20 protein-coding genes and 2 pseudogenes are annotated in these 22,272 nt (G+C 63.1%); 16 read left to right on the plus strand and 6 right to left on the minus strand.

Annotated features, from left to right (window positions below; genetic code table 11):
- The first annotated feature begins 50 nt into the window (after window positions 1-50).
- Window positions 51-512, plus strand: coding sequence for an ABC transporter permease (locus tag OKW39_RS28520; protein ID WP_429564154.1), 462 nt, complete (start codon window positions 51-53; stop codon window positions 510-512).
- A complete protein-coding gene (locus OKW39_RS28525) occupies window positions 509-1,495 on the plus strand; it encodes an ABC transporter permease (RefSeq protein ID WP_429564155.1) in 987 nt (328 codons plus the stop codon). Before OKW39_RS28520 ends, OKW39_RS28525 begins: the two co-directional genes overlap by 4 nt.
- Window positions 1,496-1,579: 84 nt before the next feature.
- On the opposite strand, the gene OKW39_RS28530 is transcribed toward OKW39_RS28525, so the two are convergent.
- A complete protein-coding gene (locus tag OKW39_RS28530) occupies window positions 1,580-1,804 on the minus strand; it encodes a hypothetical protein (protein ID WP_018422453.1) in 225 nt (74 codons plus the stop codon).
- A gap of 587 nt (window positions 1,805-2,391) precedes the next feature.
- On the opposite strand from OKW39_RS28530, the gene OKW39_RS28535 reads away from it, so the two are divergent.
- A complete protein-coding gene (locus OKW39_RS28535; RefSeq protein ID WP_429564156.1) occupies window positions 2,392-3,723 on the plus strand; it encodes an NRAMP family divalent metal transporter in 1,332 nt (443 codons plus the stop codon).
- An 86-nt stretch (window positions 3,724-3,809) separates the two neighbouring features.
- Here OKW39_RS28535 and OKW39_RS28540 read toward each other — a convergent pair.
- The 4 genes and pseudogenes from OKW39_RS28540 to OKW39_RS28555 all read right to left on the minus strand — a co-directional run.
- Window positions 3,810-4,037 (minus strand): annotated as a pseudogene (locus OKW39_RS28540) (acetylornithine deacetylase); the annotation flags it as partial.
- A complete protein-coding gene (locus OKW39_RS28545; protein WP_429564157.1) occupies window positions 4,030-4,707 on the minus strand; it encodes a DUF1028 domain-containing protein in 678 nt (225 codons plus the stop codon). The gene OKW39_RS28545 and the pseudogene OKW39_RS28540, both read right to left, overlap by 8 nt.
- 10 nt (window positions 4,708-4,717) lie before the next feature.
- Entirely contained in the window at window positions 4,718-5,149 is a 432-nt protein-coding gene (locus OKW39_RS28550; RefSeq protein WP_429564158.1) for a RidA family protein, read from the minus strand.
- Window positions 5,149-6,510 (minus strand): flavin-containing monooxygenase, encoded by a 1,362-nt coding sequence (locus OKW39_RS28555; RefSeq protein ID WP_429564159.1) that lies wholly within the window; start codon window positions 6,508-6,510, stop codon window positions 5,149-5,151. The genes OKW39_RS28550 and OKW39_RS28555 overlap by 1 nt, the downstream gene beginning before the upstream one ends.
- A gap of 178 nt (window positions 6,511-6,688) precedes the next feature.
- On the opposite strand from OKW39_RS28555, the gene OKW39_RS28560 reads away from it, so the two are divergent.
- The 7 genes and pseudogenes from OKW39_RS28560 (at window position 6,689) to OKW39_RS28590 (ending at window position 14,069) form a co-directional block, all read left to right on the plus strand.
- On the plus strand, window positions 6,689-7,612 hold the full coding sequence (locus tag OKW39_RS28560; protein ID WP_429564160.1) for a LysR substrate-binding domain-containing protein: 924 nt from the start codon (window positions 6,689-6,691) through the stop codon (window positions 7,610-7,612).
- Window positions 7,613-7,736: 124 nt separating this feature from the next.
- A complete protein-coding gene (locus OKW39_RS28565; RefSeq protein WP_429332714.1) occupies window positions 7,737-8,888 on the plus strand; it encodes an SRPBCC family protein in 1,152 nt (383 codons plus the stop codon).
- Between the two features lie 43 nt (window positions 8,889-8,931).
- Window positions 8,932-10,137: an ABC transporter ATP-binding protein gene (locus OKW39_RS28570; protein WP_429564161.1), complete on the plus strand. Its 1,206-nt coding sequence runs from the start codon at window positions 8,932-8,934 to the stop codon at window positions 10,135-10,137.
- A 2-nt stretch (window positions 10,138-10,139) separates the two neighbouring features.
- Window positions 10,140-11,196 (plus strand): annotated as a pseudogene (locus OKW39_RS28575) (ABC transporter substrate-binding protein).
- A 39-nt stretch (window positions 11,197-11,235) separates the two neighbouring features.
- On the plus strand, window positions 11,236-12,492 hold the full coding sequence (locus tag OKW39_RS28580) for an ABC transporter permease (RefSeq protein WP_429564162.1): 1,257 nt from the start codon (window positions 11,236-11,238) through the stop codon (window positions 12,490-12,492).
- Between the two features lie 66 nt (window positions 12,493-12,558).
- The gene (locus tag OKW39_RS28585) at window positions 12,559-13,386 is read left to right on the plus strand and encodes an ABC transporter permease (protein ID WP_090810989.1); all 828 of its coding nucleotides are present in this window, start codon (window positions 12,559-12,561) and stop codon (window positions 13,384-13,386) included.
- Between the two features lie 233 nt (window positions 13,387-13,619).
- Window positions 13,620-14,069: an SET domain-containing protein gene (locus OKW39_RS28590; RefSeq protein WP_187613416.1), complete on the plus strand. Its 450-nt coding sequence runs from the start codon at window positions 13,620-13,622 to the stop codon at window positions 14,067-14,069.
- 38 nt (window positions 14,070-14,107) lie between these two features.
- Here the strand turns inward: OKW39_RS28590 and OKW39_RS28595 are convergent, their stop codons facing one another.
- Entirely contained in the window at window positions 14,108-14,884 is a 777-nt protein-coding gene (locus OKW39_RS28595) for a maleate cis-trans isomerase family protein (RefSeq protein WP_429564163.1), read from the minus strand.
- Between the two features lie 312 nt (window positions 14,885-15,196).
- Here OKW39_RS28595 and OKW39_RS28600 point away from each other — a divergent pair, with 312 nt between their 5' ends.
- The 6 genes from OKW39_RS28600 to OKW39_RS28625 all read left to right on the plus strand — a co-directional run bounded on the left by OKW39_RS28600 (window position 15,197) and on the right by OKW39_RS28625 (window position 22,221).
- Window positions 15,197-16,399: a branched-chain amino acid ABC transporter substrate-binding protein gene (locus tag OKW39_RS28600; protein ID WP_429332708.1), complete on the plus strand. Its 1,203-nt coding sequence runs from the start codon at window positions 15,197-15,199 to the stop codon at window positions 16,397-16,399.
- Between the two features lie 25 nt (window positions 16,400-16,424).
- Window positions 16,425-17,324 (plus strand): branched-chain amino acid ABC transporter permease, encoded by a 900-nt coding sequence (locus OKW39_RS28605; RefSeq protein WP_018422469.1) that lies wholly within the window; start codon window positions 16,425-16,427, stop codon window positions 17,322-17,324.
- A 3-nt stretch (window positions 17,325-17,327) separates the two neighbouring features.
- Window positions 17,328-19,136: an ABC transporter permease subunit gene (locus OKW39_RS28610; protein ID WP_429564164.1), complete on the plus strand. Its 1,809-nt coding sequence runs from the start codon at window positions 17,328-17,330 to the stop codon at window positions 19,134-19,136.
- Window positions 19,124-19,855, plus strand: a complete 732-nt coding sequence (locus tag OKW39_RS28615) for an ABC transporter ATP-binding protein (RefSeq protein WP_090810981.1) — start codon at window positions 19,124-19,126, stop codon at window positions 19,853-19,855. The genes OKW39_RS28610 and OKW39_RS28615 overlap by 13 nt, the downstream gene beginning before the upstream one ends.
- A 168-nt stretch (window positions 19,856-20,023) precedes the next feature.
- The gene (locus tag OKW39_RS28620) at window positions 20,024-20,869 is read left to right on the plus strand and encodes an urea carboxylase-associated family protein (protein WP_429564165.1); all 846 of its coding nucleotides are present in this window, start codon (window positions 20,024-20,026) and stop codon (window positions 20,867-20,869) included.
- Between the two features lie 107 nt (window positions 20,870-20,976).
- Entirely contained in the window at window positions 20,977-22,221 is a 1,245-nt protein-coding gene (locus OKW39_RS28625; protein WP_184044820.1) for a D-amino acid dehydrogenase, read from the plus strand.
- Window positions 22,222-22,272: the final 51 nt, after the last annotated feature.

Raw genomic sequence — 22,272 nt, forward strand, 5'->3', positions numbered from 1 at the left:
CAGCTTGCGGCGCGCACCGCAGAACACGGTCTGGCTAACGGCAGGCTCGTGTGAACTCGCCGACCACGCGCGCCAGATGTGCCTGCATCGCCGTGCGCGCGGCGTACGCGACCGGCTCGTCCGAACCCGCGGCTTTTCTGTCCGGCATGCCGATCCGCCGCGCGAAGTTCGCCAGCTATACGCTGGCCGGCCTGCTCACTGCGATCGGCGGCCTATTCCTGACGTTCTTCACCGACACCGGCGAAGCGAGCCTCGGCAGCGCCAACTCGTACACGCTGTTTTCGATCGCCGCGGTGGTGATAGGCGGCGTGTCGCTGCTCGGCGGCAAGGGCAGCGCGATTGGCGCGATCTTCGGCGCATTCGCGTTCCGCTCGATCGGCGACCTACTGTTCGTGTTCAACGTCGATGCGCTGTGGCAGCCGCTATTCCAGGGTGCGATTCTTCTGCTCGCTGTCGCGATCGGCGCATGCGGGCTGTTCAGGGTACGCAACCGTCTGGAGTGGTTTCAATGAGCCACGTTTCAGCGACCAGCCGGACCACGTTCGTGTCGAGGCTCACGCGCAGAATCGACAAACCGATCGTGATCGCGTTCGCGTGCATCGTCGCGCTGCTGCTCGTCGGCGGGATGTATTCGCGCAACTTCACGTCGCCGGAGTACATCCTGCTGCAACTGAAGGTCGGCGCGTTCCTCGGCATCATCGCGACCGGCCTGATGATGGTGATCCTGCTCGGCCACATCGACCTGTCGCTGCCGTGGACCATCACCGTCGGCGCAATGATGGCGTGCGCGGTAGCGGGGCACGGCGAACTCGGACGGATCCTCGCGATACCGGTCGGGATTGGTTGCGGCGTGCTGATCGGCGTCGTCAACGGCATCCTCGTTGCGCTGCTGCGCATTCCGTCGATGATCGCCACGCTCGCGACCAATGCGGTCGCACAGGGCATCATGATCGTCTATACCGGCGGATCGTCGCCGCAGGATTCCGCCCCACAGGTGATGCGATGGCTCGCGGCGGGCTGGCTCGTACCGGGCGTGCCGAATGCCGTCGCGCTATGGCTCGTGATCGGCGGCGCCACGGTGTTCCTGTTGTCGCGTACGACCTTCGGCCGCACGCTGTACGCGATCGGCAATACCGAACGCGCGGCGTATCTGTCCGGCATCAATACGCGGCTCGTGACCGTGGCCGCATTCGCCGTGTGCAGCGCCTTCGCGGCGTTCGGCGGCGTATTGCTCGCCGGTTATGCATCGAAGGCAGCGCAGTCGATGGGCGATGCCTACCTGTTGCCGGCGATCGCGGCAGTCGTGCTCGGCGGCACATCGATTCTGGGTGGACGAGGTTCATACCTCGGCACCGTGGCTGGCGCGATCCTCATCACGCTGCTGCAGTCGATCCTTTCAGTCGCGCAGATGCCCGAGGCGGGACGTCAGATCATCTACGGCGCGGTGATAGCGGCAATGTTGCTGCTGTATGGGCGCAGCAAGCGGGAAGCGTAGGTTTGAGTCGATCCGCTGGCGCGTCCTCCCGGCCCACCAACGGCAACGGCTCCGAGCCTCTCGACTACCCTGCCAAGCGCAAGCTCATCCATGAGCATCCACCCACGCGCGCGCCCAATCCAGGCCTGCATGGTGGGCTTCCTCCTCGCTATCGAATAGTCCCAGAATGCCTGATGCTTCGATCAGCTTTCCGCCTCGCGTAATGGTTCCGCTCGCCGCATAGCGCTCCGGTTGCAGGATGCCTTCGCCTTCCTGCTGAAGGATGGCATGCCCCCACAACGTGTACCCGTCGTAGTCGATCGTCTCCATTAGCGCACGACCCTGACGGATGCGGCGCGAGTCGTCACTCGAAGCATGTTCGCGCGTGCCTCTGGTGGATTCCAGACCTCAGCGTAGTCCGATGCGTGCGCGCCCGTGCAAGGCGTCATGATCAGAACCGTGAATCCTGTCTTTTTCAAGATTTCTCCTTTCCAGCGATTTTCTTCAGCGGCTCGTCGCAACTGTCACTTTGTCCGGCACATCCAGCATCCCTGCCGAAGCAGGTCGGAAATTCAGGCAAACAGAGCGAGTCAGCTGCGATGCAGTATGGCCGAGTGTGTCATTCACCGCTTTGAATCCGTTTCGATTGCCGCAGCGCGGAAAAGACGCCTGGGCATTGAGACCTCACTTGCGGGGAGCTATCGCGGAGACTGGTCGTTCGCTCGCCGCGGTCGACGAGCGTTTCGCGCTGGTCGGCGCGCGTTGAAGATGTGACATTGTATCGTCAGCCTGCGGGAGTCCTGATAGTCGCCCCCGATAGCGTCACATCCGCTGAATATGTGTGCCGCGAAACGAGTCGACGAAGGAACGTTTCGTGCGAGCGCTACAGCATCCCTGGTTTCCCGACGGTCAGGCGAATGCACTCTTCCCCCGACAGGGGCACCGCGCCCCGCGCCGCACAAGGTAGTACGCACGCTGCCTCGTCGCAGGCCGCCCGCTCGTGGGCCGCCGATCTGCGGCCGGGGCTGGCAAGTCTCGCCTGCGATAACGATCCCAGCGGGATCGCCACATATTCACTCGCGGGCGCGTGGTACGGCTACGACCTGCTGTGGACCTGCGTGCTGTCGTATCCGTCGATGGTCGCGTTGCAGCTGGTCTCGACGCGTGTCGCCGCCGTCACTGGACATGGCCTGACCGCGAACATGCGCGCGCACTATTCGCCGGTGTTCTTCTATTTGGCGGTGGCGCGGTTCGTGATTGCGAATACGCTGAATATCGCCGTCAATGTGATGGCGATGGCCGCGGTCGTGCAACGCTTCACTCATGGGCCGCTTTGGTTGCTTGCCCTCGCATGCGGTTGCACCTCGATTGCGTTGCAGTGGTTCATTCCCTATCCGCGCTATGCGCAGATGCTCAAATGGTTGATGCTGCCGATGCTCGCGTATGCCGGCGTGCTGCTGATCGTCGATGTGCCTTGGCACACGGTCGTGCTGCGCTCGCTCGTGCCGCACGTCGAGTGGAAAGAAGATTTCGTCACGATGCTGATGGCCGTGCTCGGTACGACGATGAGTCCCTATCTGCTTTTTTCGCAGGCCGAGCAGGAAGCACAGGAAGAACATCGACAGCACGAACAGCACGCGGCGCGAGGCGATCGACGTTCGTCAGAGCAGCTTCGCCGGGCGCGCATGCAGACCTTGACGCGCACCGCGCTATCGAGCGTGGCCGCATTGTGCATCATGATTGCGGCTGCGGCGACGCTGCATGGTGCACAGACGCGGCCCGGCGAGCCCATGGAGCTTTCCAGGGTGCTCGAACCGCTAGTGGATGGCTACGCCGGCACACTGCTTGGGCTTGCACTGATCGGCTCAGCGCTGCTCGCACTACCTTCGCTTGGGGGTTCCGCTGCGCAAGCGGTCGCGAGTTCGTTCGACTGGCCCCACGGCCAACGGCGTGATCGGCGCATTGCTGTTCTGCTCGTTGCGCTCGCGGGGCTCGGGACGCTGCTTGGCGTTGCGCTCGGCCTATGGCACGTCGACCCTGTCAAGGCGCTGTACTGGAGCGCCATCGTCAACGGTATGACGATTACGCCCGTGCTGGTGCTTCTGGTGCTGCTGAGTGCGAAACGAGAAGCGGTCGGCGAAATCGTCGCGCACTGGTCGTTACGCGCGCTCTGCTGGCTCGCGACCCTGATCACCGGTGTGGTCGTGGTCGCGCACTTCGTGCTCGAAGTGGCGGAGCGCGTGTCCTGATGAACCCCTCACGCCCGATTTGCACCGCAGACGCGCAGGCTACCTCACGCTTTTGAGATGTTCAGCGAGGCGAGCGAACATCGCGTCACACCATCGGTATGCCCGGACACCACGATGCCACCACGCTCTCGCGGACCGATCGTGGCGAACAGGTTGGCCTTGGTACGCTCGGCGTGATGGAACAGCTCGCTGTCCACACCTGGATCCGCGAGGTATTGCTGCACGAAGCCGATCAGTTCCAGATTGGAGTCGCGGCTGACAGTCGCAAAACCGATCAGCCGTTCGAGCAGCGCACGGCTCGACAACTCACTCATCGCCGGGCACTCCGTAGCTCGGCGCCGCGGTTGGATTCAACGCGCGTGCGATGTAGTCCAGCATCTGCGGCCGATACGCTTGCCAAAGCGCGGCAAGTTTGCCGATCGGATCGTCGTCGGCCCAATCGACACGCAGATCGACGCTCGGCCAGACGTGTGTATCGACAATCTTTAGAGCCGCCGAATGCACAGGCCCTGCTTCTCCGCCAGCTTCGACGGCCGCATGCATCGCGTGCAGCAGACGATCGGCGAGCACGCCTTGTGCGCTCTCGAACGCTTTCACCATCGCGTCGATCACCGGCTTGCCGGCGAGCAGATTGCCCGCTGCCACACACTGATTTCCCGCGACGGCGTGATGCACGCCGAGTGCTTCCTTGCCGGTGAACATCGCGGTTCGCCCCTCACTGTCGACCACCGTCACCTGCCGGTATTCGCTCCATTCGCTCGCGCCTAGCGCCCGTTCGAGTGCCGTATCCGCCGCGATACGCCCGCTTTCCAGCAGATCGAGAATCTGCGGCCCGAGCGCGGGCAGCGTCACGTTCTGCGTCGCCACCGCACCGACGCCCGCGCGCGCCCACGGACACCTCGCACCCACCGCAATGCTCGACGAACTGATCGCGATACCGAGCTGACCGGTCTTGCCACAACGTCCGACGATCGAGAATGTCATGGGTAGCTCCTCACGCCTGAGATGGCTTCCAGTTGTCCGGAATCACGGCGATCACGTCGATTTCCATCAGCCATTGCGGCTGGCCGAGCGCGTTGACGCACAGCCCCGTCGAAATCGGATACACGCCCTTCAGCCACTTGCCGACTTCCTGGTACACCGGCTCGCGATAACGAGGATCAGTGATGTAAGTCGTCGTCTTGACGATATGCGACAGGTCGCTGCCGGCTTCCTCGAGAAGTTGCTTGACGTTCTTCATCGCCTGCTCGGCCTGCGCGCCCGGATCGCCGAGACCGACCAGGTTGCCGTCGAAATCCGTACCGACCTGGCCGCGCACATAGACCGTATTGCCCGCGCGAACGGCCTGGCAAAGATCGTTATCGAGCGACTGGTTCGGGTACGTATCCTTCGTATTGAACATGCGGATGCGGGTATGCGTAGGCATCAGTTCACTCCCACTTCTTTGGTCTTCGGCGCGTGCGACTCGTCGCACGCGGTATCGGTTGGATTCGCGCCATGCGCGCCGCGCGCGTCCTGCCGACGCTGCGACGCGTCGCGATACGCGAGGTATTTGCGCTGCGTGACGATGTGATCGGCGATGTGCTTTGCGTCGTGCCAGACGCCCCAGATAAACGACGACGCGCGCCGCGACAACCACGGCAAGCCGAGGAAATACACGCCCGGTTCCTTCGATACACCGCGCTGATGCTGCGGCTTGCCCTTATCGTCGAATGCGTTCACGTGCAGCCAGCTGAAATCGACGGCATAGCCGGTGGCCCAAATGATCGTGCTCACACCCGCCTTCTTCAGATCCAGTTCCGGGAGCGGATGCGTCACGCACTCCGGGTCGGGTGGAATCAGGCGTGCGTCGGGGTCTTCCGGCAGGTCCACGCCGTTGCGCTCGACGTAGTCGTCGGCTGCGTCCAGTAGCGACCTCAGGTTTTCGTCGCCACGCGTCAGATTGGCGGCGAGGTCCTGTTCGAAGATCGCGACGCCATTCGCGAACGATTTCGTCGTGCCGACCAGCGTCATGCCCTGATGAGCGAGCCTGCGAAAATCGATGGTCTGGCCGCCATACGCGCCGCTGACGGCAATGGTCACATGCTCGCGTCCCGGCACGGCGACTTCCTTGTCCCATTCGCCGAGTACACCCAGCCACCAGCAGAAATCGCGACCGCGATAGGCGCGCGGCGGACGGTCATGCGCACCGACGGACAGATAAACCTTGCGGCCCGCGCGTTGCAGTTCGTCCGCGATCTGCACGCCGGACGACCCCGCGCCAACCACGAGCACCGCGCCTTCGGGCAGCTGCGCCGGGTTCCGATAGTGGGCCGAATGAAGCTGCGTGAGCTCGACGTCCTGTGGCGCGATGGGGGGAATGACGGGCCGCTGGAACGGCCCCGTCGCAACGACCACGCGACGGGCTTCGATCGTGCCATCGGACGTTGCGACCGTAAATCCTGCCCGGCCCTTCAGACGCTCGACGCTCGTGACTTCGACGACGCCCGTGCGGATCGGCGCATCGAACTTGCGCGCATAGGCCTCGAAGTAATCGGCGACCTGATCCTTGGCGGCGAACCCATCAGGATCGAGTCCTTCGAACTCCATATTAGGGAAGCGGTCGTGCCAGGCGGGACCATTGGCGACCAGTGAATCCCAGCGGCAGGTACGCCAGCGTTCGGCAATGCGGTCGCGCTCCAGCACGAGATGGGGTACGCCGAGTTTGCTCAGGTGTTCGCTCATTGCCACGCCCGCCTGACCCGCGCCTATGACCAGCGTGTCGATCGACAATTTTTCAGCCGACATGGCCTTCTCCTTCTGAAAAGCGCTCTGGATTCAGGTCACACTCTCTCTTCGGTCGGACAGAATGTACGCCGCGCGGCGGGCAACAAAAACTATATTTTAAAAATGCTTTGCATCGTTTTTCGCTATGCAATCGACAATTGGCGAGCGACAATCGGTTCGACCGAACACGGAGCAACTGATGGACGGCAACTCGATACGCTACTCGTTGCGTCAGCTCAGGTATTTTGTCGTCACGGCCGAGACGCTTTCGTTCACCGCCGCGGCAAAGCGCCTGCACATTTCGCAGCCATCTATCTCGACGTCGCTCGCGGATCTGGAGGAATCGTTCGGCGTCCAACTGTTCATCCGCCATCACGCCAGCGGGCTGTCGCTCACGCAACCGGGCCGCGATCTGCTCGGCCACGCTCGCAATCTGCTTCAGAACGCCGAAGAATTGCAACTGACCGCGAAGGAAATCGACGGCGGCATGTCGGGCTCCATCTCGCTGGGCTGCATGGTGTCACTGGCCCCGCCGCTGATGCCAGGCATCATCAGCCGCTTCGTGCGGGACTATCCGGCGGTCACCTTCCGTACGACGGAAGCGCATCAGGACACGCTTTTGAGCGGCCTGCGCGACGGCTCGCTCGATATCGCGCTGACCTATAGCCTCGATATCGCCGATGGAATCGCGTTTACCCCGCTGCTTTCGCTGCCACCGTATGTCATCCTGCCTAAAACACACAGGCTTGCACGGGCCCGCAAAGTGTCGCTGGCCGATCTGCTGCCCGAGCCCTATGTGATGCTGGACCTTCCGCATAGCCGCGAGTACTTCTCCGCGCTGTTCGACGCAGTCGGCAGCCGCCCTACCGCGGCTTTCCGGTCGTCACAGCCTGAAGTGGTGCGTGGCATCGTTGCCAACGGCTTGGGTTACAGCATACTCAACTTCCCGCTGAAGTCGACCCGGACAGTGGACGGCGAAGACTTCGTGATTAAACATTTCAAGGAAAGCGTCAATGCGACGACGCTTGGCATCGCACTATCGGGCGCCGTCAAGCCGCGCGAGGTTGTGAAGCGCTTCTCGGCATTCTGTGAAACGTATATTCGGCGCCTCCACATCGGTTAGCGGCCCGGAAAGCCTCTCGGCATAGGCTTGAGCTATGCACTGCATGCAAAAACAATATTTTACCTAGCAATTTGGATTGTTAGATTGGTGCTCATCGGATGCACACACTGATGGGGGGCCCCCTATGTCAGCCATTCTTCAGTCGACGGACACTGAGCTCGACATCGTTCGCGCCCTGCGCGAGAACTGCGAGCGTCCGTTCGGGGATGCACACGCAATGCCGCCGGCCGTCTACACGTCGGAGGCGTTTCTCGCGCTCGAACGGCGCGACGTGTTTCGCAACGAGTGGTTGTGCGTGGGCCGCGCGAGCGCGCTCGCACAGAGCGGCGACTATCTGACCGCGCAAATCGACGACCAGCCGGTGTTCGTGCTGCGCGATGCGAGCGGTGCGTTGCGCGCATTCTCGAATGTTTGCCTGCACCGGATGTCGGTATTGCTTGAAGGGCGCGGCAACGTGCGCCGGATCGTGTGCCCCTATCACGCATGGAACTACACGCTCGATGGTTCGCTCGCGGGCGCGCCGTTGATGGATCGGCAGCCGGGCTTTTGCATGGAACAATACAAGCTGCCTGCCGTGCGCTGCGAGACGTGGCAAGGCTGGATCTACGTAACGCTCAACGCGCATGCGCCTTCGGTGGAATCACATTTGTCCGGGCTGACGAAGCTGATCGAGCCGTACGGCATGAGCAACTACGTCGAGACCTTCCACGAAGAGCACGTGTGGGACACCAACTGGAAGATCCTCGCGGAAAATTTCATGGAGAGCTACCACTTGCCGATGCTGCATCGCGCAACGGTCGGGCCGCACTCGAAGCTCGAAGAAATGGAATGTCCGCCGGGCTTGCCCGCGTTCAACTATCACTGGATCACCAAGGAAGCGTCGCTGCCGATCGGCAACGCGCATCCCAGCAATACACGTCTGCAAGGGCACTGGCGCCGTACCACCGCGCTGCTGGCGATCTACCCGACACACCTGATCACGCTGACGCCCGGCTACTTCTGGTATCTGATCCTGCAGCCGCGGGGCGTCGGCCGCGTGCATATCCGCTTCGGCGGCGGCCTCGCACCGGATTTCGTCGACGATCCGCGGGCCGCCGATTACATGGCTACGCTGAAGACGCTGCTCGACGAAGTCAACGCCGAGGACCGGCGCGGCGTCGAGGCCGTATTTCGCGGCGTGCACGCGCCACTCGCGAAGCCTGGCCATCTGAGCCCTCTGGAACGGCCGAATTACGACTTCGCCCGCTATCTGGCGGGACGCCTGGGCGCGAAGTGATTTGCCGCCCCACGTGGACCGCCAACACTCTGCCGAGTTACCCATGTCAAGCCAACCATTTATTTCGTTCGACGGCGTCAGCAAGTCATACGACGGCGTGCATAGCGTCGTCGAGGGACTCGATCTCGATGTCGCGCACGGTGAATTCGTTTCGCTGCTCGGTCCGTCCGGTTCCGGCAAGACCACGACACTGATGATGCTCGCGGGATTCGAAGCGCCGACGCGCGGCGAAATCCGCCTCGGCGGCAAGCGTCTGGACGACAAGCCGCCGCATCGGCGCGATATCGGCATGGTGTTTCAGAACTATGCGCTGTTCCCGCACATGACGATTGCCGAGAACGTCGCGTTTCCGCTGTCGGTGCGCAAGATAAGCCGTAGCGAACAGAAAACGCGCGTGACGCGCGTGCTGGACATGGTGGAGTTATCGCATCTGGCGGGGCGGCGTCCGTCGCAACTGTCCGGTGGTCAGCAGCAGCGCGTTGCGCTTGCCCGCGCGCTGGTTTTCGAGCCGAGCGTGGTGCTGATGGACGAGCCGCTTGGCGCGCTCGACAAACGCCTGCGTGAAACCATGCAATACGAAATCATGCGGCTGCATCGCGAACTGTCGCTGACGATCGTCTACGTGACCCACGACCAGAACGAAGCGTTGACGATGTCGGACCGCGTCGCCGTGTTTTCCGATGGACGGATCCAGCAGGCCGCCGCACCGACCGAACTCTACGAAAACGCGGCGAATGCGTTCGTTGCCAATTTCGTCGGCGAGAACAATGGACTGACCGGTCGCGTCAATTCCGACGGCGGAGAATGGGCTGCGATGCAGCTGGCCGACGGCAGCACTGTGCGCGGACGCCCAGGCGCGGGGCTCGCGTCGGGCGACACGGCGGTGCTGGCGTTGCGTCCCGAGCGCGCGCACATCGCGGCGACGCCGGACGCCGTGCAGGAAGCGACCCGGCAGAACATGAACGTCGTGCACGCGCTCGTCGAGGAACTGGTCTACTGCGGCGATCATCATCGCGTGCATTTGAAGCTCGGTCATGGCGAAAGCATGGTGGTCAAGCTGCCGAACACACAGCACCATGATCTGCCCGCACTGGGCCGTCAGACCGCCGTGACCTGGCGGCGCGACGACTGCAAGGTGCTGCCCGTCATGGCGGCCGCGCCGCATTCCGCCGCCGCGTCCGGCGGCGCCGACTATTCCACTGTTGCCGTTCCCTCGTCCGCCTCGCCACTTATCGCAGGAGCCAACTAGAAATGAAGACCACACTCTCGTCCTTCCGGACCACCATCGCGGCGTGCGCGCTCGGGGTGTTTGCCACGGCCACGGTTCACGCGGCCGAAACGATTTCCGTCGTCACCTTTGGCGGTGCGTATGAAGCTGCCGCGAAAAAGGCATGGTTCGAACCGTTCACTGCGAAAACCGGCATCCAGTTTTCCACCGAGTCCTACGATGGCGGCCTCGCCAAGCTGCAAGCGATGGAACAGTCGAAGAACCCGACCTGGGATCTGATCGACCTCGAAACCAACGACGAGATCACCGCGTGCGACGAAGGCCTCATCGCCAAGTTCGACAGGAAGTTGCTCGGCAACACCAGTGACTTCCTGCCGGGCTCGATCAGTGATTGCGCCGTCGCGGCGATGGTATGGTCCACCGTCTATGCGTATGACACCAGCAAGCTGAAATCTGCGCCGACCACCATCAACGATTTCTTCGACCTCAGCAAGTACCCCGGCAAGCGCGGCATGCGCAAGTCGCCGAAGGTCGCGATGGAATGGGCCTTAATCGCCGATGGCGTGGCACCCAAGGACGTCTACAAGACCCCTCTCCACGCCTGCTGGCGTCGACCGCGCGTTCAAGAAGCTCGACACCATCAAGCCGAGCATCGTCTGGTGGGAGGCGGGTGCGCAGGCGCCGCAGCTGCTCGCCGACGGCGCGGTCGTGATGACGCAGGCGTACAACGGCCGCATCGACGACGCCGTGCACAAGGACAAGAAGCCCTTCAAGATCGTCTGGGATGCACAGGTGTACGACTACGAATGGTGGGCCGTGGTCAACGGCGCGAAGCATGCCGACGCGGCGCGGAAGTTCATCGTCGCATCCTCGACACCGCAGGCCTATGCGGACCTGTCGAAGTACATCGCGTACGCGCCGCCGCGCAAGGACGCCATTCCGCTGATCGACAAGGCGCGTCTGAACGATCTGCCGACAGCGCCGGAGAACTTCAAACGCCCGCTGCAAATCAACGCGACGTTCTGGGCCGACAACGCGGATGCGATCAACAAGCGGTTCCAGAACTGGCTGACGCAGTAGCGCCAGATCGAACGAACGTCACCCGGGAGATCGAGCACGATGAACACGCCGCTGCCATCCACCGCCCCTTTTGGCCGCGATCCGCAGGCCGCGAACCGCGAGTCGTTCCGCGCCGCGCGCCGCAAGGCCGCGATGCGCGCGTTGCTGCTGGCTTTGCCGTTGCTCATCTTTCTGCTGGTGACGTTCGTCGCGCCGATCGCGAGCCTGCTCGCGCGCAGCGTGCGAAACCCTGAAGTGCGCGCCGGCATGCCGCAGTTGAGCGCGGCGCTGGCCGGATGGGACGGTGCGGGCGTACCCGGCGAACCGGCCTTTGCCGCACTCGCGCGCGACCTGAAGGACGCCAGCGAATCCGGCCAGCTCGGCAATATCGCGCGACGCATGAACTTCTCTCAACCAGAGTTCCGCAGCCTGCTGTTCAAGACGGCGCGTGCCACACGTTCGCAAACGCCCGCGCAATGGAAGCCCGCCCTGATCGATCTGGATGAACGCTGGAACACACCGGAAACCTGGCGGCTCCTCAAGCGTGCGTCGATCTCGCCCACGCCCGACTATTTGCTGAACGCCGTCGACGCGCAAGTCGCGCCCGATGGCTCGGTGACGTCCGTCGCGGCGGACAGCGCCATCTTCCGCGCGGCCTTCGGACGCACGGTCACGATCAGTGCGACGGTCACGCTGCTGTGCCTGGTGCTGGGTTATCCCGTGGCGTATCTGCTCGCGACATTGCCGGAGGACCAGAGCAACCGGCTGATCCTCTTCGTGATCGTACCGTTCTGGACATCGCTGCTGGTGCGGACCACCGCGTGGTATGTGCTGCTGCAACCAGGTGGTGTGATCAACGGCGCGTTGCTCCGCTTTGGGCTCATCAATCATCCGTTGTCGCTGATTTTCAATCGCACGGGTGTGTTGATCGGCATGACGCACATCCTGCTGCCATACATGATCCTCGCGATCTTTTCGGTGATGAAAGGTGTCCCGCCCGTGTACATGCGCGCGGCGAAATCCCTCGGCGCGCATCCGGCTGTGGCCTTCGTGCGAGTGTATATTCCGCAAACGCTGCCGGGTGTCGGTGCGGGATGTTTTCTCGTGTTCGTGCTCGCGCTCGGTTATTACATCACCCCCGCCCTGCTAGGCGGCGCCGGCGACGAAATGATCAGCCAGCTGATCGCGTCGCAGACCAACGATCAGCTCAACTGGGGACTCGCGGGTGCGTTGTCGTGCTATCTGATCGCATTCACGGCGGTGTTCTATTTCATCTTCAACCGGCTGGTCGGTATCGACCGCTTGCGCTTCGGCTAACGCGCCGCGCAACCGACGCTAATGGGTTGTCGCTCCTCCGTATGGTTGATCAACAGGCAGACTCAGATGAAAGACGGACGAACCCGGCTACTCTCGGAACGCATCGCGGGCGCGGGACTACGCGTGCATTGCGCGCTCATTTTCTTCTTCCTCGTCGCGCCGATCCTCGCGATCGTGCCGCTGTCGTTCAACTCCGGCTCGTTCTTCTCCTACCCGATGCAGGGCTTCTCGCTGCGCTGGTACGCGCAGGCGCTGAGTTCGCCGGACTGGCAACGCGCGTTGGCGAACAGCATCGGCATTGGCGCGGCGTCGACGCTGATCGCGACGGTGCTCGGCACGCTCGCCGCGCTCGGCTTGAGCCGCACGCAGTTTCCTTACCGCTCGATCATCATGCCGATCATCGTGTCGCCGATGATCGTGCCTATCGTTGTCGTCGCGGCAGGGTTCTATCTGGTCTTTTCGCCGCTCGGCCTGGTCAATTCGTATCTCGGCGTCGTGCTTGCGCATGCCGCGCTCGGTACGCCCTTCGTGGTGATCACCGTGACGGCTTCGCTTCTTTCGTTCGATCAAAGCCTGCTTCGCGCTGCGTCGGGGCTGGGCGCGCAGCCGTGGGTCGCGTTTCGTCGCGTCACGCTCCCGCTGATCACGCCCGCCGTCGCAACGGGCAGTGTGTTCGCATTCGCGACGTCGTTCGACGAAGTGATCGTCATTCTGTTCATTGGCGGCCCCGAGCAGCGCACCGTGCCGCGGCAGATGTGGAGTGGCATCCGTGACCAGATCGACCCGTCGATCCTTGCCGTGGCCACACTGCTGATGGCGTTCGCCATCGCCCTGTTCGCCTGCATGAACTGGTTGCGAAAGCGCGCAGCGGCGGCCAGCCGCTCGTTTGGCTGAGCCGACGGTTGTGCCAGCGTGCTGCCGTGGACATGCGACTTGATGACCTCCCTGTAACTGTCGACCGTTGCCAGCCTCGTTGCGGCAAAGCCGGAACCCTTGGCGCGGTCCGTCCTTGGCTGTTAGTTGCGCTTTTAAAAAGAAAAATATTGAGCGCCTGACTGTGTGGCGATATGCTTCGCATCGCTGCTCAACCACATGCAACGACCGAGGGTCGCGAAGGAAACGACAAAATGCGATTGCGACGCATCACCGCACGACGCTCACCAGTGCATGGCATGGGACTGTTTGCCCTGCAGCCGATCGCCCCGGGCGAACGGGTGATCGAGTACAAGGGGGAAGTGACCAGTTGGCGGCGCGCCGCCGCCCGTCAGCGAGCCGACGCGGGCCACACCTTCGTGTTTGGGCTGTCCAGCGGACGAGTGATCGACGGCAGCCGCGGCGGCAACAGCGCCCGCTTTCTGAACCATGCGTGCGCCCCCAACTGCGAGGCCATCGAGACGGGCGACCGGGTGTTCATTCATGCGCTCGCCACGATCGCACCCGGGGAGGAGCTTTTCATCAGTTACGGTCTGTCAGTGGACGGCGCGGTCACCGACGACATTCGCGCCCAGTACGCGTGTCATTGCGGCGCGCCGGCATGTCGTCGAACCATGCTGGGAAATGACGGACAGTCGTCGTAGTCCTGCCGTCGCGCTGCGTCGCGTTTCAAGGTACAACGTCACAGCGCGAACAGCCGCCCAAGCTGAGGCTCGCAATCTCCCACGCCGGCGAGCCGCAACGCGTGCCACGCCATCGCGTAGTTGCTCGATATCACCGGCTTGCCGATCGCCGCCTCCAGCTCCGGAATCAACCCGGCGATGCGCAAGCTCGTGCACGATACGAAAATCGCCTCCACGTCACGATTGCGCGCAAGTCGCTCAACACCAGTTCGCAATGACGCCGCATCGATCCGCGCCACTTCGTTATCGTTCGCATGCTCGAACGACGCCACGCGCGTAATGCCAAGACCGCGCGACTCGATATAGTCGCGCATGTATTCGTTGATCGAACGCACATAGGGAGTAAGCAGGGCCGTACGTTGGACGCCTAGTGCGCGAAGCGCCGCCAGCGCCGCGGTGATCGGCGTAGTGCACGCGGCGTCCGCACGCGCTTCGCGAATCCGCGCGAACACCTTTTCCTCCCCAATCACCATCGACGCGGACGTGCAGCCAAACGCCACCACATCGATACGCTCGGCCGGACGGATCAGCGCGACCGCCGGTGCAATACGGTCCTCCATTTCCGCTAGCCGTTCGGGCGTGATGTCCGCCGAGTTATACACACGGCTTTCGTAGAACGCCACGCCGTCCTGCGTCAGCAAGCCCCGCCACTCATGCTCGATCGTATGATCGGTGGCGAGCACCACGAGCCCAATCGCGGCACGACGGCCGATGCCGTCGTCCAGCGTGAAATCGAGCTTCGTGTACACGTCGTCATGCGGTGCAATCGCACTCATTTCGGAGTCGTCCTGTCATGTCGGGTTCGGGCTCGCGAGTCTCTGTCGTCACTGCCTCTTAAAGGTAGGGGATTGCCGGCGCCTTTGTGTAATGGTTTATACGCAAATACCCTATACCGTCCAACGCACACCGGCTTCTATCATGAAAGAGGCGCTTTAGTGTCAGCGCTCCGGTGAAACCAGCAGTCACGCCGTTGACCTGGTGGGTATGAATCACACACGCAATCGCCCCATTTCCGTCCGCTTTCCGATGTCACCGGTATACCCGTGTGGCGGATCGTCCGATCCCTCTCACAATAAGGAGTCTCTAACATGTTTGCTCAGACGATTGGCTGGTCCGGTGCAAAGCGGGGCTCGCGGCAAACGGCCTTTGCGGGCATGGCGGCCGCCGTGGCCCTGCTTGTCGGCGTGGCTCCCGGTTCGGCGCTAAGCCAGGGCGCCACCATCAAGATCGGCGTGCCCGTTCCGCTGTCGGGCAGCAGTGCCAATGCCGGCACGGATATTGTCAATGGCGCGAAGCTCGCCGCCGCCAGAATCAACGCGGCCGGTGGCGTGCTCGGCAAGCAGATCGAGCTGGTGCCCGAGGACGACGCCTGTGATGCGCAGACCGCGGTGCAGGCGGCACAGAAACTCGTCGATGCGGGCGTTGTCGCGGTAGCGGGCGGATATTGCTCAAGCGCGGCGCTGCCGGAATCGACAACTTTTCATCGCGCCGGGATTCCCTACGTGCTGGATGCGTCGACGAATCCGCAACTGACCGAGATGGGGTACGACAACGTGTTCCGCACGATCGGCCGTGACGACCAGCAGGGCCCATTCGCGGCAAGCTTCATGAAAGACGTTCTGCACGCGAAGCGCGTGGCGGTGATCGACGACAACACGACCTATTCCAAAGGCCTCGCCCAGAACACCGTGCAAGCCCTGAAGAAGGACGGTGTCGATGTCGTGTACGCCAATTCGATCACCCCCGGACAGATGGACTATTCACCGACGCTCACGCGGGTCTCCTCACTGAAGCCTGACGTGATCTACTACACAGGCTATTTCTCCGAAGCCGGCCTGCTGGTCAAGGAGGCGCGGCAACTGGGTCTGAAAATGACCTTCATGGGCGGCGACGCCACCAATGACCCCACCCTGATGAAGACGGCCGGTCCCGCCGCCGACGGCATGATCATCACGACGGCACCGCTTGCGCAGTTCCTGAGCGGCGCGCACGCGTACGTCGACGACTATATGAAGGCTTACGGGCAAGCGCCGGGACCGTACTCGGTCTATGAATACGACGCTGTCGGAGTCACGGCCAAAGCCATCGCGGACGCAAAATCGGCCCAGCCTGCCGCGATCACCGCGGCTCTGCACAAGATCTCGAACTACCCGGGCGCGACCGGAACGATTTCCTTCAATGCGAAGGGGGACCGCAGTAAAGCGGTGTACATCACCATCATCGTGCACAACGACAAGTTCGAGCCCTACCAGCGGCAGGAAGCGAACGGGCATTGGGTGGCGATGAAGTAGGCGTCATTGCACGCGCCGCCCCGTCATGAGCGACTTCTTCCAGTTCGTCATCGAAGGGCTGACGACCGGCTCGTTCTATGCCCTCGTCGCCCTCGGCTACACGATGGTCTACGGCATCATCCGGCTGATCAACTTCGCTCATGGCGACCTGTTCATGGTCGGCGCGTTCATCGGCTGGACCGGTCTGATGGTTCTTGCATCCGCGCATCTGCCGCTCGCCCTGGCGCTGCTGATCGCCCTTGTGGCCGCCATGACGGTCACAGGCGCGCTCGGCCTGCTGATCGAGCGGCTCGCGTATCAGCCGTTGCTGCGCGCGCCGCGGCTGTCGATTCTGATTACGGCGCTGGGCGTCTCGCTGGCGCTGCAAAATGGGGTGCTGCTGATCTACGGCGCGGGCTTTCGCACCTATCCGCACGTGCTGAGCCAGGCCGGCTTCGAACTCCACGGCGTGCAGATCACCTTCGCGCAGATCGGCATCATCGTGACGAGCCTGGCCCTGATGCTGGCACTGTATTTCTTCGTTCACCACACTTTCCTTGGCACCGCGATGCGCGCGCTGGCAATCGATCAGGACGCCGCGCGTCTGATGGGCATCGACGTCGAACGCCTGATCCAGCTCACCTTTCTGCTCGGCTCGGTGCTGGCCGCCGTGGCGGGCGTCATGGAAGGTCTTTACTACACGCAGATCAATTTCTTCATGGGCTTCGTGCTAGGCCTGCGCGCGTTCACCGCCGCCGTGCTCGGCGGCATCGGCAACATCCCGGGCGCGATGGCGGGCGGCATCCTGATTGGCCTGCTCGAAGCCTTCGGCGCGGGCTATGTCTCTTCGCAATGGACCGACGTGTTTGTCTTCGGCGTGCTGATCGCCGTGCTCGTGATCAAGCCGACCGGGCTGTTCGGCGAACGCGTTGTCGAGAGAATGTAGTCCATGAGAGCCAGTCAGGTCTCCGCGCGTTGGGCCAGGCCTCTCGGCGGTGCGCTGCTGGCCGCCGCCGTGGCGCTGCCCGCGGTCGTCAGCAACTATGTCGTCGATGTCGGCCTGACCATCGTCACCTATTCGATCCTGGGTCTTGGGCTGAACATCGTAGTCGGTTATGCCGGGTTGCTCGATCTGGGCTACGCGGCCTTCTTCGCGATCGGCGCATACACGACGGCATTGCTGGAAACCCTGCTGCACTTCTCGTTCTGGGAGACGCTGCCGTTCAGTCTGGCGTTCGCCGGGGTATCGGGCATCGTCATCGGCTATCCCACCCTGCGCCTGCGCAGCGACTATCTGGCGATCGTCACGCTGGGGTTCGGCGAAATCACGCGTATCGTCGCCACCAACCTCGACATCACGGGCGGCCCGAACGGCATCTTCGGCATCGCGAGCCCGAGCCTGTTCGGTTTCGAGATCAGTTCGCCGCTAGCGCTCTACGAACTGGGCATGGCGTTCCTCGTGCTGGTGCTCGGGTTCGCCATCCGGCTCGGCCAGTCGCGGCTGGGCCGCGCCTGGACCAGCATCCGCGAGGACGAGGCAGCTGCCGAGGCCGTCGGCGTGCCGACGCTGCGCGTCAAGCTGCTCGCCTATGTGATGGGCGCGCTGATCGGCGGGCTGGGCGGCAGCCTGTTCGCCGCCCGCTTCGGCACCATCGATCCGACCGGCTTCACCTATCTGCAGTCCGTCACGATCCTGATTGTCGTCGTGCTCGGCGGCCGGGGCAGCATTCCCGGTGTGCTCCTCGGCGCCATCATCGTCGCCGGCCTGCCGGAGATTCTGCGTTTTCTCAATCTCTGGCGCATCTTCGCTTTCGCGATCGGGCTCGTGATCCTGATGCTGCTAAGGCCACAGGGGTTGTGGCCAGCGCCGTTGCGCCGCGTCGCGCCGGCGCGCAAGGGCGCTGACGCCGATCGCGTCGCTGTGCCCGATCACGCCGTCACCGATGAGGTCCTGCTGGAGGTGCGCGACATGCAGCGCCGCTTCGGTGGCGTGCTGGCGGTCGGCGGTGTCAGCTTCATGGTGCGAAGCGGCGAGATCGTGAGCCTGATCGGTCCGAACGGCGCCGGCAAGACCACCGTGTTCAACTGCCTGACCGGCGTCATCCGCCCGACTGGCGGCCAGATCGTCTGGTGCGGGGAACGGCTTGCCGGCGGCGCGCCTCATCGCATCGTCCATCAAGGCATGGCGCGCACCTTCCAGGGCATCCGCCTGTTCGGCCACATGACGGCCTTCGAAAACGTCCTGACCGGCATGGACCATCGGCTTCGGACACCGCTCGCAGCCGAGCTTCTGGCGTTGCCGTCCGCGCGCGCCGAGGCGGCGGACCATTCCACCGAAGGCCTGCGCTGGCTCGCCTTCGTCGGTCTTGCCGGCAGGGCGGGCGAGCGCGCCGCCGATCTGCCCTACGGCGACCAACGCAGGCTGGAGATCGCCCGTGCGCTCGCCAGCAGCCCCCGCCTGCTGCTGCTCGATGAGCCGGCTGCAGGCATGAACCCGACCGAGAAACGCGCGCTGATGGAACTGATCCGGCGGATCCGGGATCATGGCGTGACGGTGCTGCTGATCGAGCACGACATGATGCTGGTGATGGGCGTGTCGGACCGGATCATCGTGATGGACCACGGCGTCATCATCGCCGAGGGCCAGCCCGCCGCGATCCAGGCGGACCCGCGGGTGATCGATGCCTATCTCGGCACAGCCGGAAAGGACGAGGCGAGCGACGATACTGCCGGGGAGAAATCGCTGTGGGACTCCTAGAAATCCGCGATCTGCGTGTGAGCTATGGGACTGTCGAAGTGCTGCACGGCATCTCGCTGGACGTCGCGGAAGGCGAGATCGTCGCGTTGCTCGGCAGCAACGGCGCGGGAAAAACGACCACGCTGCGGGCGATTTCCGGATTGATCCGGCCGCGCGCGGGCGACATTGCGATGGCTGGCCAGCGCCTGACGGGCTTGCGCGCACACCAGATCGTGGCGCTGGGTCTCGGTCATGTGCCAGAGGGGCGGCGCATTTTCGGGGCGCTGACGGTGGAGGAGAATCTGCATCTCGGCGGCTATCTGATCCGGCGCGACAGTGCGGCATTGCAACAGCGAAGGGATCAGCTCTATGCGACTTTCCCCCGGCTCGGCGAGCGACGCAGCCAGCTGGCCGGCACGCTCAGCGGCGGCGAACAGCAGATGCTGGCGATTGCCCGAGCCTTGATGCTGCGCCCGCGTATCGTGGTGCTGGACGAACCGTCGATGGGACTCGCGCCGAAGCTGGTCCGCGCGATCTTCGGCATGATCGCCGACATCTGCCGCGAAGGCACCTCGATTCTCCTCGTCGAGCAGAACGCCCGCCAGGCGCTGCGGATCGCTCATCGGGCTTACGTGCTGGAAAGCGGGCACATTGCGCTCGCGGGGTCCGCCCGCGAGCTGGCTCAGGATAGCCGGGTCCGCGCTGCCTATCTGGGCGGCAGTGCCAGCTCGGCAGAGTAACCCGCCAACTGGGCAATCGACCTTGGCTGAAACGGGTCAGACGTCATGGAGGCAAAACATGTCAGAGATCGATAAGGAAAAGGTCGTTGCAGTGCTGCGTCGCCCGAGCGATGACGACGCCGCCTCGTCGCGGCACGGCGCCGGCCTGAGTTCGACGGAGAATGCATCATGCTGAATTATCCTGCTGCCTATCAGGCCACCAAAGGCTCAGCGCTCGACGTCGACAAGACGTTCTATCAGCGCATCGCCTCACAGCACGACACCCGCACGCTGGTCGAATCGATCGTCGTGCCGATCCGCTCGGGGCAAGCGTGGACCGTGCCGGCCGGCCACGTGTTTCGCATTGTCACGATCGAAGGCCCGCAGGTTGCCGACCTGAACATGTGGAACCGGCACAACCCGCGCGAGCGCATGTGGGCGTCGCGCACGCGCCAGTTGCAGCAGGCGCACGTGAGCACGTTCGACCGTCTGTGGTCGACGCTGCCATTCCTGCGTCCGATGGTGACCATCACGGATGACAGTCTCGCAGGCTACGGCGTCGACGAGCACGGCGGCCGTGTCCACGATCTGCTCGGCACGCGCTGCGACCCCTACGTGAACCGCATGCTGACCGGCGAGGATTTTCATTTTCACTGCCACTCCAACCTGACGCGCGCCATCGCCCCGTATGGATTGACTGAGTACGACGTCCACGACGTGCTCAACGTGTTCCAGTGCACCGGCCTGAATCTCGAAGACAAATACTTCATGAAGGCGTGTCCGGCAAAGAAAGGCGATTACCTCGAATTCTTCGCGGAGATCGACTTGCTGTGCGCGCTGTCGACCTGTCCGGGCGGCGATCTGTCAGTGCCGATGTGGGGACCCGACGCGCGCGATCCGCTGGAAGTGTGCCGGCCGCTTGGCGTCGAGGTCTGGCAACTCGCGCCACAGATGCTGGATGGGTGGACGCCGCCGGCTGTGGCTGCCTACAAAGGGCAGCACGGAATGGTGCTGAATCAGCCGCAATGGAAGTGAGACTGGTGCCTCCTGTCCAGCAGGAATCGATGGTGGCGCAGCACAAAAGCCGGAGCGAGACCGCGCCGCCTTGAATGCCCGCCGGCCCCCTTGTATCTGAGGACATCATGAAAGTTGTCGTGCTCGGTGGCGGGGTAGTCGGTGTGACAACCGCGTACCAGTTGCAGAAGGACGGCCATGAGGTCGTGATCGTCGAGCGGCAGCCTTTAGTCGCATCGGAAACCAGTTGGGGTAACGCGGGCATGATCGCGCCCGGGCATTCCTTTGTCTGGTCCTCGCCCAAAGCGCCGATGATTCTGCTCAAATCGCTGGTGCTGAAAGATCAGGCGTTGCGCTTCAAGTTCTCGGCGGATCCCAGGCTTTACAGCTGGTCGTGGCGTTTCCTGATGGAATGCACATCAGAGAAGGCACGCCGCAATACTCTGCTCAAGCATCGGCTTGCCGCGTACTCGCAACGCGTGCTACAGAATGTGATCGCCGAGGACGCCATTGAATACGATCGAAATGACCGCGGAATTCTGTATTTTCATCGCACTCAGGAAGCGCAGGATCGCGGAGTCGAACACATGAAGCTGCTGGAATCCGATGGGCAAGTCATCAGGGTTCTCAGCCGCGATCAGGTCGTCGCACTCGACCCGTCGCTGGCTTCGGCAAAAGACAGGATAGCGGGTGCCATTTACTGCCCGACCGATGAGACCGGAGACCCTGCGAAGTTCACCCGCGCCCTTGCGGAAAAGATTGTCGCGCGTGGCGGTACGCTTCTGACGGACACCACCATCGACGGCTTCGAAACCGCTGGGCAGGATGTGGTGGGCATAAGAACGAGTCGAGGCCTTGTAAAAGCCGACGCGTATGTGCTCGCCCTTGGCCCCTATAGTCCGGTTCTCGGCCGACAGATCGGCATCGATCTTCCGATCTATCCGATCAAGGGATACTCCCTCACGATTCCGATCGATGGCCGGCCCATGCCTCCCTCGGTCGCAGTGGTCGACGAGCACAACCTGGTCGCAATCTCGCGCTTCGGCGACCGGATCCGGGTCACCGCAACGGCGGAGTTTGCCGGCTACGACACGAGCCATAAGCCTTCTGATTTTGCGTTTATGAAGAGCGTGACACAAGAACTCTACCCGGCCGGCGCCAACTACGATCGCGCCGAAATGTGGGCCGGTCTCAGGCCGATGACGCCGACGAACCTGCCGTTTCTTGGGCGCAGGAAGTATCGCAATCTTTATCTGAATACCGGTCACGGTCATATCGGCTGGACCATGTCACACGGATCGGCTCGAATCACGGCCGACCTGATCGCGGGACGAACCCCGGCGATTCCGATGGTGGGGCTGCTTTGCGACTAATGGCGACGCGTTTTGCAGCCAAAACATGGGGCCCGGCCGAACGATGCCAGC

The sequence above is a fragment of the Paraburkholderia sp. MM6662-R1 genome, from assembly GCF_050436245.1.
Taxonomy (GTDB): Bacteria; Pseudomonadota; Gammaproteobacteria; order Burkholderiales; family Burkholderiaceae; genus Paraburkholderia; species Paraburkholderia tuberum.